Genomic DNA, 13,201 nt, shown 5'->3' with positions numbered 1-13,201 from the left:
TTATTTCCCCTAAAATCAGTCCGTGATGTCGTCAATTATTTCTTTTGAACGGAAAGCCAGGACACTCAGCAAAGAATCCGCAATACCGTGTGTATTTTCGTTAACCCCTTGCAGATGCAGAGAGACGCCGGGGGCATATGGCAGGACAGCACGGTAATTACGGTCGACACAGATCTGTTCGATATCGAGTTGATTTGACAAATTTTCGAATAGTGTCGGTGTCTTATTCTTATATCCCGTCCCCAACAACACCACGTCAAAACGTGCAGAATGAGTGTGGCCCGTTTTGTTATCTTGCCAGGTGATCAACACACCTCCGTCATCGTCTACCGCATGTAAAAGATCGCATTGCGTCAACATTGCAACTCGGTTTTCACCGCGCATATCTTGCAAATAATGAAAACGGTAGAGCTCTGACAAGGTTGATGGCGCCACACCGGAATAATTGGTGGTATGCATGGCCGTCAAGGTTTTTTCACGGGTCGTATTATCGCAATTGAAATACGTGTTGATGTAGTCATTCTGGAATAACGTGTTGGTGAATTGACTTCCTTCATAATTCACCAATCCAATAGAACGCATGATCATGGTGATATTGGCCGTCGGGAAATTCTCTATGCAGGATTGATACATTTCGGCGCTGCTTTGCGCGCCACCGATCACTGCGATGTTATTAATTCTTTGACTACTCATATGTTCAAGAGCCGTCAAGAAATTAGCGCTGTGGATCACATTATCCTGTGAGACATTTTCAAAAACGGCTGGTACATTGAGGTCGCGACCTGCCCCGAAAATAAGGCGATTTGCGCGGTAACATTCTCCATCTTCAACAAACACCTGCCAGCCGGTTATTTCCCCTTCCGGCGTTAGTTCAGGCAACACCTCTGTCACTTTACTGTTGTAGACGACCTGAGTTTTTTCCAAGTTATCTGCCACCCACTGCAAATAATCCGAAATCTCTTTACGATAGGGGTTAAACGTCTGCAGATTTATAAAGCTGTCCAGGCGTTTCGATTTATGCAGGTAATTGAGAAAACTGAATCGACTGGTTGGATCGCGCTGCGTGACCAAATCTTTCAGAAAGGAGACCTGAGACTGTGCTTCGGGAAATAACATTCCTCGATGCCAGCAAACAGAAGCATCTTTTTCAATAATAAGGGAAGATCTAATATTATGGGCTTCAGTACACTCTTCAAGAGCGACACCCACAGAGAGGTTTGACGGGCCGCAGCCGATCATTAATAGGTCGATGTGTTGCATTAAATTTTCCTAAATCCATTTTGTACATAGCAAACCTCGCATTATTGATTGCGAGTGGTTGCTCCCTGTCATTTCCCTGGAAAAATACTTCCATTGCTAATTATGTTACTTTTAGCAACCACAATCTTTGTGGGTCAAACAAAGCTAGCACCTAATCATTGCGCAAACAATACACACAAAGATACAAATGGTAACTTTGAAGTAACATTTTAAAATGAGTTATCACAGCAGGATAATCTGTTTGTATTAACAGCATTATTAGAAATTTTTGACTAACCGAAGGCCATCATTATTCATTTCACCGCGAGAAATTTGGTTAAAACTTCAAATTAAACATGTAGATACATAGAAGCACAAAGATGAGAGCTTTGCGGTATAGTGGTACCTAAGCAGAAGGAATTTCATCATATCCGCAGGCTTAATACATAGTAGTCTAGCCATGACAACAGGCACAGAAAGCGAGGCGATGAACAGTATGGCAACAGTAATCGAAGTGCTCCAATACACGTTAAAACCTGGAACAGGCGCCGCATTTCACGATATTATGGAAAATCAGAGTGTGCCGCTACATCGACAATGTGGCGTGAATATATTACGATTTGGTAATTCACTTCACGATCCCGAACGATATTATCTGGTGCGAAAATTTCAAAGTATGTCAAAAATGGAAGAGCAACTTACTCAATTTTACGCCGACCTTCGGTGGCGCGAAGGCCCACGTAGCGTAATCATCAATATGATTGATGACAGTCACCGAGTCGTCATTCCGGGAGAAACGTTTGCAGATTGATGCCTCTGAGCTAACAAAAATGCCAATTAAAAAGTATAATAGAGGGTGTTTAAATTAATAATTCACCCTGTATCAACATCGATGTTCATTACTACAGTTATAGTTTTTTTCAGAAAACGGATACAAATAAACACCTATTTCCCGTAGCTAGGATACTGTGAATGCGAGCGCACACGTACATTTAACGTTAATTTAGCCCTCTTTTGCCCTCTCTAGAGACCTTCCCTCCCTGCCAGATAGACACGCTTTATCCTTTCAATTTCATACAGTTAGATAGCCAAGTTGATATCGATGCAAGCGGCAGAGAATAAACCTAGAGTTAACCTCAAACTTTTCAAAAAACAAGCTTACCGTGCAATAATTCTCTATACCCCCCCAGAAAAATAAACCTGTGCATCTGCCACCTAAGGAACCTGGAAAATAGCAATTGATTGTTATTTGAGCTAGGATGAAGTCAGGTTATCATCTGGTTAAGGAGTGATGATGAACGAAACAAGGCAGTACCACGCCTATCAACGTGGCATGCGTATAGCGAGCCTGTGGAAGCGTATTAAAGGTACCATTCTGAGGTGGGATGCTTTTTGTGTGGCTAAAGCACATGATCATAAGCTGCCAAGCTGGGTTGGCCGTACTCCCTTAATTTTTATTTCACTATGCATGCTGGTAGCTTTAGCGCTTGGTGGGATTATTTTCCTGCTGATAGCTCTTTTTATAACAGCTATTTCACTTTTAGTACTTTCGATTTTTTCTCCACCTCCTACGCATAGAGATGACGCTTTTGAGTATAAAGCTTTTGGAGATTTAGGTCCCGGATGGTATTCAGGAAAAACAAAAGTTAGCTCAGGGGATAGCAGTCCTTATAACTATCGAGGTAATTCAGATGGCTAATTCATTAGCCATCTGAACTTTAACCAATCATTTGTTCGGTTTATTCAGTACGTTACTTGCTCCCTTACTAAATAGCTGCGCCTAATACCGCTCCACTTTTGCCAGGCCATGTTTTCCTCCGGGGAATGGGCTGGCGGTTTCCATAAAATGCCGTACCTTTTTCAGCAGTTGCCACATTGAACGGCATTGATGGTTGCGCGTTATCGTGTTGTGCAACGCCTGCCATAACCGCTCAACGTGATTCACCCACGGCGAGTAAACCGGCTGATAAATCACCCTGAACTTCGGGTTCTCCTTCAGCCAGCGCTGGGTTTCCCGGCTTTTGTGGATAATGTAGTTGTCCACGATCAGCGTGATGGTTTTCGCCCGCCGGTACGTCGCTTTAAGCCGCTTCAGCAGGCTGATGAACAGCGCCGAACTTTTGCTGTTGCCGCCCACGTAGCTGACTTTGCCCGTGCCGCAGTGCAGTGCTCCGGCCAGATAGTATTTTTCGTTCTGTCCCGGCGTCACCACGCGTTTTTGCTGCCCGCGTAGCTGCCAGTCCGCACCGATTTTGGGATTAAGATGGATATCCACCTCATCTTCATAAAATACCGGATGCTCTGCGCTGCATTCGTCCAGTGCTTTGTGGATTGCCGCCATCTTTTCATCCTTATGCGGGTCACGGATACGCAGAGTTGGCGCGGCCCTGCGCCATACCATCCCGGCCGATGGCAGCCAGCGGCGAAGGGTCCCGGCATGTAACTGACATCCGGTTATCTCATTGATTTTTATTGCCAGCAATTCGGTACTCCAGCGTGAACGCTGATAGCCAAAATCACCGGGAGTGTGTTTTATCAACTCACGTAATAACGTGCAGATATGCTCAAAAGGCCAGCGACGGGAACGCCCTGCGGGGAGTGATTTGAGGCCTTCAACACCTGACTGCGTGAACCAGTTAATCCAGCGTCCGACGGAGGAACGGGCACAGCAGAGCGTTCTGGCAACGTCGATGACGCGGTCACCCCGATGTAGCATCAGCATGGCAGTCAGCCTGCGGGCATAATTTTTATCGTGCGTTTTATGGATTGCTTTCTGCATCAGGCGTCGTTCGTCACGGGGAATAGGTGCTATGATCGGCATCGCTCAGTCCGGTTAGTGATTTGGGATATTCAGCGATTGATCAGATCGCACAATCCGGACTGAGTTCCCTCAAAGTGATCTACTATTCCGCGCAGCTATTTAGCTAAAGTGGGCATGGAAAATAACATGGGGAAATAAATAAGAACAATACTGTAAAATCGTCCAACAATGCATTTCATTTTTAATTCACCTTTAGTTAACAAACAGACAGGTGATTAAATTTAGACATTATAAATAGGGAAGAGACTCATATAATTAAGAAACATTCCATAATATCATTCAGTAAAAATTTATATTCCCGGCTGTTACAGCGCCCCCATTTTTAATTGGTGGCATGGTCGTTAAGAGATCTGTTATGCCCGGCGATCAGTCACTGACATCCGCGAAACAGACAAATAATATTCAGAGTGGTACTTTAATAATACGGGTAATAGCATCATGAGTGTCTTGGGAAATCTGTCTCATGGCAGAAAAATAATCGCTTTGATTATCATGTTTAACCAGGAATTCTCTAGCTTTATCCCTGATATACTGCAGTTCAATCACACCAAGCTCTTCATTACAAAACAGTTGTAGAAAACTCACCAGTAGTGAACACTCGATAAAGCCATAGCCTCCGAGTTTTTTAATCAAAGTACAGCGTGCCACGGGAGAAGCGGAGACGGCCGGAGTGATCAACTCACGTTGATGGTTCATCGTTATTCCCTCACTACATCATGCTTTTTAGCCTACGGGTGACATCATTACGCCTCCCAGTTTCGATGGTTACAAATTATCCACATGGCGAATTAATACTCAATACTGACAAGTACGAAAAACAACGTGGTAGTCTTAGGCATAAAAAAAGAAAACACTATTTTGGGTAAGATGACATAGCTCAAAATGGCTGAACCGCCCCGGTTTTATGGGAGAGAGTTAAGTCCGGGAACTCAGGCTGCCAGATCCTTTTCCCCGATGGAAGCGTAATACGCTTTTTCTGCTTCAATCGGGGGGATGTGCCCGAGTCGCTCAAGCAGCCGGCGATTGTTGTACCAGTCCAGAAATGGATGCCACATATGGCAGCCGGCGTATGTGCATCGAGTTACGAGAACAAGGTTTTAACGTGGGCAGATACCGCGTTCGGCAGATAATGAAAACCTTATTACTGGTAGCTAAACGCCCCGGGCGCCATCGCTATCCACGCGGTGGAAAACCTGCTGTCGTTGCCGCTAATCTGTTGAATAGACAGTTTAATCCAGAGATATTGAATACCTGGTGGTCAGGTGATATTACCTATCTGCGTACCGCTCAGGGTTGGTTATATCTGGCTATCGTCATGGACTTATGTTCAAGAAAAATAGTGAGTTGGGCCTTCTCAGACAAACCGGACAGCGACTTGACCGTCCGGGCCTTAAGGTTGGCAGTAAATAAACGACGACCAACAGGGTCTGTGGTGTTCCATAGCGATCAAGGGGCGCAGTATACCAGCGCTCAGTTCCAATTATGCCAGCAGGAGCTTGATGTGACGGGCAGTATGAGCCGCAAGGGCAACTGTCTGGATAATGCGGTTACAGAGAGGTTTTTCCGCAGCCTGAAAGGAGAGCGAGTTAACTACCGTCGCTATGAAACGCGAAGTCAGGGTATTGCAGACGTTATCGATTATATCGACAGTTTTTATAACCTGAAGCGGCGGCATTACCGGCTGGGAAATATATCGCCGAATGAATATGAACGCCGATTACAACAATGTGCCTAAATCCGTGTCCGGTTTTAGTTGACCATTACAAAGATGCTCAGGAGAAGATCGAGCACTGGCGGCAGGAATATAACCAATACCGGCCACATTCCTCGTTAAATAACCAGACTCCGGCAGAATTTATCCGAAGCCTGCAAACAGGCCCGGATCTCTGATTTATCCTGGCACCGATATTGGGAAGGGATCACAACTTACTGTCCACGTTTAGTGACGGCAGCAAGCTATTATTTGATCAGATGTCGATAAAAATTATTAAAGTTTTGAAACCCGTATTTCTGCATGATATTACGTCGGTGTGTATAAACCGATTTCTCACTGAGGTTATAAAATTTTGCTATTTTTCTGACGGTAAACCCCAACATAAAAAAGTTGAATACTTCACTTTCTCTTTTGGTTAACCGGATATCGCTATTATTGAATACACTGGTGTTTTTTAACTCATATCGGATATCACAATTTATTTTTTCCAACTCGCGTTTAAACATCAGCATGGTAGATGTCATATCAATCCAGTGGCAGCTTACACCTGAGTTTTCTTTCCCTGCATTCATGGGAAAAACTAACATTACAGGCGTTACGCAACGATAGATACTCGTATAGATCCCTTGCCACAGGCTAATAATTTTAGAGGGTAGCCGACTATCAATTAATAAGATAAGCTTTTTCTCTTGCGTTTCCATACCGGCTGATGAATATTCACTGGCATGACACTTGATGGGTGGCAACCCTAAAGATTTATCGCTCATCGCTCGACAAAGGAATAAATCCTCTGAAAGAAGTATATAACTATACGTTGACATACCCTTTTTCCTCAGGTCAGCGCCAGGCATTGTATACGAGGCGCTTTGACTGAAAATAAATTCATTCAGAAAATATTGATAACCACTCCTGAATTTCCAGTTAAACCATTATTTATAAGTGATAGTAAAAGTTAAATTACCATTCGCCTGACCAGGTTTTATTTCTTTTTCTGTTCGAATATAACGTGCAACTAAAGGGAGACGATAATTTTTACCTTCACCTGACGGTGCGTAGTAGGGTTTTTCCTGGGAAAAATTAAAATTCACAGGCGAACCACTTACCTCACCAGACGCAATTTGTATACCGATTCCGCTGGCCGCATTGCTGCCGGACGCAATAGCCATAATACCCTGAGTAGCGTCAATAATGCCGTTATTCGGTCGCAATGAAAGACCAAGCATATTACGATTTGCCGTGCCCTGATTTAGCGTACCCGAACCACTTTGCCAGTTCACCGCCGCCTTCGGATAGTAGCCGTAAAATATCGGACAATCTTTAAGCTGGAGTGATGAGTTAATCCACGGAGTTGCTGCGCCTATGCTCCCGATTTGACTGGTATCATATTTTCCTAAATTAACCGTCAGATCCGGTGTGATGCAGGTTTCTGACTTAATCAGCAGACTACCGGAAAAACGCAGCGTCTTAAGCGTTAGTGGCAGCCCGGTATAACCAGCCTTAGCTGGAATAGTTTCCCGCAGCGTTGGCAACTGAGCACCATTAATAATGCCGGGCGTTACCGGTCCAATTTTTATGATACTAAGGTCATACCCTGTGCGTTGAGTCTTAAATCCTCCCCCAGGTGCATTATTTATATAAGGCAAATGCTGAGGAAACGGATTTTTACTATCATAGGTTGATAAGTAAACAGCTAATCCAGGTACTCCAGTCTCATATACGGTGGGAGATCCCGACCATGATGCAATTGGAAGTGGCTTCGTTAAATAATCAATATTGCTGGTTAAATCAAAGGGTGCATTACATGCCACCCCATTGGTTAAATTTGCGATACTGGACTGGCGTGAAGTAAATACCACGCTGCCGACCGGAATATCTTCCCCTACAGAGATAGTGATCCCGCCTAAATCGACGGTAGAATCCTCAGGTATCGATCCCATATCCCCGCCTTCTCCCCAAGCCTGGGCAGTATAATGACAATCTATCGCTAATGCAGAACCACTCATCAAAGCAAAGGCAATAAGTAATGTATTTTTTAATATTCTGGCAAACTGTTGTTTCATATTAACCTCAGTGCTATTTCGTTTTTATCAACCGTAAGGAGTACTGTCTTTATTTGTCAGTGCCATTTGTCCCGCTCCTTGCGATATCGCACCCGCAACGCCTTCACACGCGGCGTTAAAGCGCGTTACAAACTGTGCAGCATCTTTTTTCGCCTTAGTCGGCAGACGATAAGACACAGAACACTGCTGGTCTGGTGCATCACCCCATTTAACGCGAAGGGTTCCCTGCTCTTTTTCTACACGTGCATAAATCTGTCCGCCCTGCCCTACAGAACCCACGCTATTACCATTACTGTCTACAACGTTCGCGCCAAAAGGTACCGGTTCGCCGTTAAGCGTTGAGGTCACCAGCACCGGCGTCCCGCGGCGAGTGTTATATTTCAGCATGACCACCGCACCAGAGTAAGGTGCTACTTTCTGCGAAGTGTTCTCCAGCTCCACATCGTTAGCCATGCCCTTCGGATCGATACTGACTTCGTTCAGCGCATAAGGATTCAGGTAAGGCACCGCCGCATAGCCAAATCGGTCGATATACACGCCCGGATAAGAAGATACCGCTGCACCTTTGGCTCCTTTTGCCTCGACGATTGCCATCGTCTCAGAGGTATAAGGCGTCAACGTAACACCGCCCGGGTGAGCAATCACCGAACCTGTCAAGCCCACGGAAGCGCCCTGATAATGTTTCCCTGCGCTATAGGTTCCGCTCATCGATGTCATCTGGTTACGATACTGTCCATTTACCGAGCCGCTGGTGCCTGCACCCTGGTTAGCATTCATTGCCGTTACGCCATAGCTATACTGGTTTTCCGCCCCACCGGTGCCGGAGATAGTTGCCTGTTCTCCATAGCGACCGTTGTTGTCATGGTTAAGATCAAAGCGAACCTGTGGCGTGTGGCTGCTATCAGCACGTCCCAGCGGGAGACTAAAACTTAACAAATAGTTGTTTTGCGCCCGTCCGTAATTGGAGAAGCTACGGCTCATCGTCAGTCCATAGGTCAGACGCTTATAGCTGTTGTTGTAACCGACCTGAAACTGACTATCGCTACCCTCTTTATTCCAGTAATTTTGTACTGAACCACTGGCATAAAACTGTCCCCAGTTACCCGGTAATCCCTGGCCCGCAGTAACGGTAAAGCGGTTCTTTGCACGCCAGACGGTATTCGGGTCCACTCCTTCAGAAACCGCGTCACGCGTTTGCATCGCGGTCATAAAATCCATATAGCCGTTAGTAGAAAAACGATAGGCCGCCAGCGACAGGTTGCTGTTGGTTTCGCTGATCGCTTTGCTGTAACTGATCTGATAGCTCTGCCCACTCAGGGTATTGCCGGACTTAACCCTGCCAGATTCATCGCTGCTCTTACCCAAATGGGTTCGCGCCTGAGTGGCATCGAACGCCAGCGCGCCGATTGGCGTCCCCAAGGCTGCACCTAACTGCACCGCATAATAGTTTTGACTCGCCTGCACGCCGCCGTAACCGGTGATGGCGTTGGTCAGTCCACGTTGATAAACCGCCTGATAAAGCGCAGGTTTGCCGCGGATATTGTCATTGCGCGCTTCGCCCAGCGTCACGGAGTAACGTGAAGATCCGGGACGTAAGAGTTGGGCCACAGAAGCATACGGCACCAGGAAAGTCTGTTCACTGCCGTCAGCCTCATGCACGGTAACTTCAAGGTTGCCGCCGTAGCCGGTGGGATACAGGTCATTAATCAGAAACTCGCCTGGCGTGACCGTGGTTTCATAAATGACCTGGCCACTCTGTTTTACCGTGACGCGTGCGTTGGTTCGGGCAATACCGTGAATATCCGGCGCATAGCCACGCTGTGATTCCGGCAGCATACGTTCGTCGCTTGCCAGCTGGACACCAGAGAACGGCAGAGTATCAAATACCTGTCCTGGGGTATTTGATTGCCCCATTAATACCCGACCCTGCAACACAGGAATATCGCGCTGCAAATAGGTATTAATAGTGTTGTATTGCTTCGGCCCGTTATCCATCCAGTTATAAGAACCGTTATGGCGTAAATACCAGGCACCGATATTCATCCCGGCATTTAATCCGGCATAAAAAGAATTTGTTGATGTACCGCGTGAACGGTTGTTATAGCCATTAAGGTTATAACCGACAAACGCAGCGGGTACGCCGCTATCCCACAATGCCGGACTCACGCTGCCACGAGCCAGTTTATTAATATAAATTTGCGGGATAGTGATATCCAGGCGCTGTTCACCACTATCAAAATTGATCTGGGTTTCCGGGAGTTGTTTTTCCAGGTCAACACACTCTTGCCCACCGCTGCCTGCAGTCAGTGCATCTGACGGAAGCTTTTCATAATTAAAGGGAATATTCTTTAACAGCGAGGGTGTTAGGCAGGGAAAAACCGTTTTGTCATCACGTACAACAAACTTAATTTCTTCGTTGCTAATAAGCTGGTTATTGACATAAACCGCAGTGCGATAAATACCCGGCAATGCAGAGGCGCCATTAGCAAAACGCGATAAATCAACGGAAGTATTGTTAGCCAGGTTAAGAAACGACGGATCAAATTCCACGTTTTTTTCTATTTCCTGTGTTGCCACAGGCATGACCTCTGCCCATACTTTCGTCACTGGCAAAGCAGTAAATAAAGCGAGAACGAGCGGGGATATTCTCCATGAATATCCATCTTGAGAAATTTTACGCATAATGATCCCTTTCAACCCCTGATGCTGAAATAATTAGAACTTCCGGTGAATATTATTTAATAGTATTTTCGAACTTATTTATTGCACCGTAATCATTAACAAACTCACCGCTAATTTTACTTCCTGATGACGCTGGTAATTTAAACGTCAGCGATGATTTAGGCGCGACCATTTCACCTTCGACCTGCTTACCATTAACGGAAAGCGTCACCAGAGATACATAGTAAGGCGTTGGGTTTGTCGCTTTTACTCCACCAGAAACGGTCTGCCAGGTCAGTGCATTACCTGCATCATTCGCATTACCCTGCAGTCCGGTAGGGCGATAGAACAATTTGATGCGAGAACGGAAAGCCAGTTGCAGGAGATTTTCACTGCTTTTAGCCTGTTTTTTGGCCGGAATTTCCAACACGTTCAGCCAAAACACACTTTCGCGATCGGTAGGCAGCGACGTTGCGGTAGAACTGATACGCAGCGTTTGGCCTTTAGCCGGATCGACGCGGTTCATGGGGGGAGTGATAATAAATGGCACTTGAATAGAGTCAGGCTTGGCTTCGACGTCGCCGGTATCAATCCAGCTTTGGATAAGCACCGGGCTTACGCCTACATTATTTAATTTAACGGTAACTTCTTTGGCATCAGAGGGGTAGATAACACGAGTTCCACTGATAACGATACTGGCATAAGATGTTGCACTCGCCAGACACAATGCAAACACACTGAAAATATTTAACATCCGGGCAAACTTTTTCATACAACACCTCATTAAGGAAAAAGTAGAGAGGGCAAGCCCTCTCTATATAGGCAATATTACTTGTACTGAATAGAGTAGATCACGTTGCTAACAACGGTACCAGCAGTGGTTTTGCCGTCTGCATAGTATTCAACGTTGTAAGGCAGGTTAGCTGAACCAGAAGCAACATCAACATAGGTGGTGTTGCTGGTCTGGTTTGAGTTACCCGCCTGGATAACTGCGTTAGATGCGCTTGAAGCGTCACGCAGCTGCAGGCCAACGTTAGTAGCAGTACCGGAAACATTTTTCAGGCGACCAGTTACCAGGTCCACAGATGAACCAGACTCAAAGAAAGCAGAAGCAGTTTTCAGCGTGCCTTCACAGTTGCTCAGAGACATGTTGAAACCAGTCTGGCCTGCAGTCTGACCAGCAGTAGTCAGCTGATTAACGCTAACAGTTGGTAAAACGATGGTAGCATCTGCAGTCTGTCCATCAACGATTACGTCACAAGTCGTGGCGGTCAATTCGCCGTTAAAAGTGATGGTGCCAGTTGAAGCGGCCTGCGCATTAACACCAGCGAAAGCAGCAACAACAGCAGCAGCAACGATTAACTTTTTCATGATATTTCCTTTTCAATTACGACATTTTATTTAATTAAATAAATCCACTTATTCCAGGTGATGGATTTACGTTCAGGTTTACCACTAGGGTATATTTTTATCTACAGAAGAACGCATTCTTCATATAGAGATACTACTAACTAATACTTAATAACTTTTTATAATAGAGAGGCGTAACAACGCCCTCACGAATAAAAAATCCTTTCGTCTCCACACGTATAATAAAATCATCCGGAATGCCTACCACATTTAACCGCTGTTTGAGTGCCTGCATAACCTGCCACAATCGTTGAGTTGATGAGCTCAGTTCATGCTTATCCCAAACGTTAAGTAAAATTTCATCATTCAGAATAATTTCGCCATTAGCGTGTTCAAGTAAATAACTCAGCAAACGCATCATGGTTGTTCTCAGGGTAATAATTCCTTTACCCCCTTCTGCGACGACAGAGTTGATATTGATTATCCTGCTATGAATAACATCAACCTGTACATTAGGATGAATGAAGTACCCAAATATCTGTTTATTAGTATTACTCATCCAAGTCTCCTTGTTATTACTTCTCCTTTCACATCCTCACCTAACAAACAGGAAAAAAACAACTCTTGTTATTAACCTGCTGTTATTTGCGGTGACATATACTATGCTCTTCGCTGCAACGTTGACAATCACATCAAAAAATCACAGCGAACATCTTAAGAAACCTCTTAGCTGGTTTTTGGTTCTAAAAAACAAAAAAACACAGCATTTAATTACAAGGTTTTGCTTAAAATTAAAATTTTCATCCAATCTTGGCCGCATCTAAATCATCAAGTGATTATGCTGTTTTTGGTTCTATATAAAGAGAATAAAACCGCTCCTCATTTATTATGAAACCTTTGATGTTTATCATTAACAAATTAGAAACATCAAACTCATATATCCTTAAACTCATCTATCCACATCTAATTCTTTTTCATCAAGTCAGGAGACTGTGTGGCCCCTGTTGATGCGACAAATATTATGCACTCCCTCACCTTAATAGAAGTGAAGTCGTCGTAATAAAATCTGATCCGTTATTTTATGAGATCGGTTAAATATTCTTATTGTAAATTTATACAGCAAAAAACATAACAAAACAGCAACGAATGCAAATTAATTACTATATATCAATAAGTTATACCGAAAACCTTTAGCGAAAGAACGTTTGTGGCAATACTAAGAAAATTTTCCAAAAAAATTCTTAATGCAACTATAATATGCTTTGTAATCTTAATAAGGGCGAAAAGTGTACAGTTAAGATGCCATTAAGACGCTGAAAAGCAGGATTTCATCTCTGAGCAAGTGCAGGCAAACAG

12 protein-coding genes and 1 pseudogene are annotated in these 13,201 nt (G+C 44.6%); 4 read left to right on the top strand and 9 right to left on the bottom strand.

Going from position 1 to position 13,201, the window contains the following annotated elements; genetic code table 11:
* Window positions 1-15 precede the first annotated feature (15 nt).
* Window positions 16-1,260: a SidA/IucD/PvdA family monooxygenase gene (locus HF675_RS04015; protein ID WP_187044095.1), complete on the bottom strand. Its 1,245-nt coding sequence runs from the start codon at window positions 1,258-1,260 to the stop codon at window positions 16-18.
* A 475-nt stretch (window positions 1,261-1,735) separates the two neighbouring features.
* Between HF675_RS04015 and HF675_RS04010 the strand changes: the two genes are divergently transcribed.
* Together HF675_RS04010 and HF675_RS04005 are read left to right on the top strand one after the other, a co-directional pair.
* Window positions 1,736-2,050, top strand: a complete 315-nt coding sequence (locus HF675_RS04010) for an NIPSNAP family protein (protein WP_187044094.1) — start codon at window positions 1,736-1,738, stop codon at window positions 2,048-2,050.
* Window positions 2,051-2,530: 480 nt separating this feature from the next.
* Complete coding sequence (locus tag HF675_RS04005) at window positions 2,531-2,938, top strand: hypothetical protein (protein WP_255427333.1); 408 nt, start codon at window positions 2,531-2,533, stop codon at window positions 2,936-2,938.
* Window positions 2,939-3,019: 81 nt separating this feature from the next.
* Here the strand turns inward: HF675_RS04005 and HF675_RS04000 are convergent, their stop codons facing one another.
* Window positions 3,020-4,060, bottom strand: a complete 1,041-nt coding sequence (locus HF675_RS04000) for an IS630 family transposase (RefSeq protein ID WP_004966524.1) — start codon at window positions 4,058-4,060, stop codon at window positions 3,020-3,022.
* Window positions 4,061-4,462: 402 nt separating this feature from the next.
* A complete protein-coding gene (locus tag HF675_RS03995; protein ID WP_039992980.1) occupies window positions 4,463-4,756 on the bottom strand; it encodes a hypothetical protein in 294 nt (97 codons plus the stop codon).
* Between the two features lie 346 nt (window positions 4,757-5,102).
* Between HF675_RS03995 and HF675_RS03990 the strand changes: the two genes are divergently transcribed.
* Together HF675_RS03990 and HF675_RS03985 are read left to right on the top strand one after the other, a co-directional pair.
* Complete coding sequence (locus HF675_RS03990; RefSeq protein ID WP_088499789.1) at window positions 5,103-5,795, top strand: IS3 family transposase; 693 nt, start codon at window positions 5,103-5,105, stop codon at window positions 5,793-5,795.
* A 29-nt stretch (window positions 5,796-5,824) separates the two neighbouring features.
* Window positions 5,825-5,950, top strand: a pseudogene (locus tag HF675_RS03985) (integrase core domain-containing protein); the annotation flags it as partial.
* A gap of 69 nt (window positions 5,951-6,019) precedes the next feature.
* Here the strand turns inward: HF675_RS03985 and HF675_RS03980 are convergent.
* The 6 genes from HF675_RS03980 to HF675_RS03955 form a co-directional block, all read right to left on the bottom strand.
* A complete protein-coding gene (locus HF675_RS03980) occupies window positions 6,020-6,595 on the bottom strand; it encodes a helix-turn-helix transcriptional regulator (protein WP_187044093.1) in 576 nt (191 codons plus the stop codon).
* Between the two features lie 108 nt (window positions 6,596-6,703).
* Window positions 6,704-7,834 carry a fimbrial protein gene (locus tag HF675_RS03975; protein ID WP_187044092.1) on the bottom strand — a complete coding sequence of 377 codons (1,131 nt, stop codon included), beginning with the start codon at window positions 7,832-7,834 and terminating at the stop codon, window positions 6,704-6,706.
* A gap of 27 nt (window positions 7,835-7,861) precedes the next feature.
* Window positions 7,862-10,516 (bottom strand): fimbria/pilus outer membrane usher protein, encoded by a 2,655-nt coding sequence (locus HF675_RS03970; RefSeq protein WP_370569828.1) that lies wholly within the window; start codon window positions 10,514-10,516, stop codon window positions 7,862-7,864.
* A gap of 52 nt (window positions 10,517-10,568) precedes the next feature.
* The gene (locus HF675_RS03965) at window positions 10,569-11,249 is read right to left on the bottom strand and encodes a fimbria/pilus periplasmic chaperone (RefSeq protein ID WP_102991097.1); all 681 of its coding nucleotides are present in this window, start codon (window positions 11,247-11,249) and stop codon (window positions 10,569-10,571) included.
* 74 nt (window positions 11,250-11,323) lie between these two features.
* Entirely contained in the window at window positions 11,324-11,866 is a 543-nt protein-coding gene (locus HF675_RS03960) for a fimbrial protein (protein WP_004958687.1), read from the bottom strand.
* A gap of 136 nt (window positions 11,867-12,002) precedes the next feature.
* Entirely contained in the window at window positions 12,003-12,404 is a 402-nt protein-coding gene (locus HF675_RS03955) for a winged helix-turn-helix domain-containing protein (RefSeq protein WP_187044091.1), read from the bottom strand.
* Window positions 12,405-13,201 lie beyond the last annotated feature (797 nt).

It is taken from the genome of Serratia sp. JUb9 (assembly GCF_014298095.1).
GTDB lineage: Bacteria > Pseudomonadota > Gammaproteobacteria > Enterobacterales > Enterobacteriaceae > Serratia_B > Serratia_B rhizosphaerae.
Note: the sequence above shows the minus strand (reverse complement) of the source record. Positions and strands in the feature narration are given on the sequence as shown.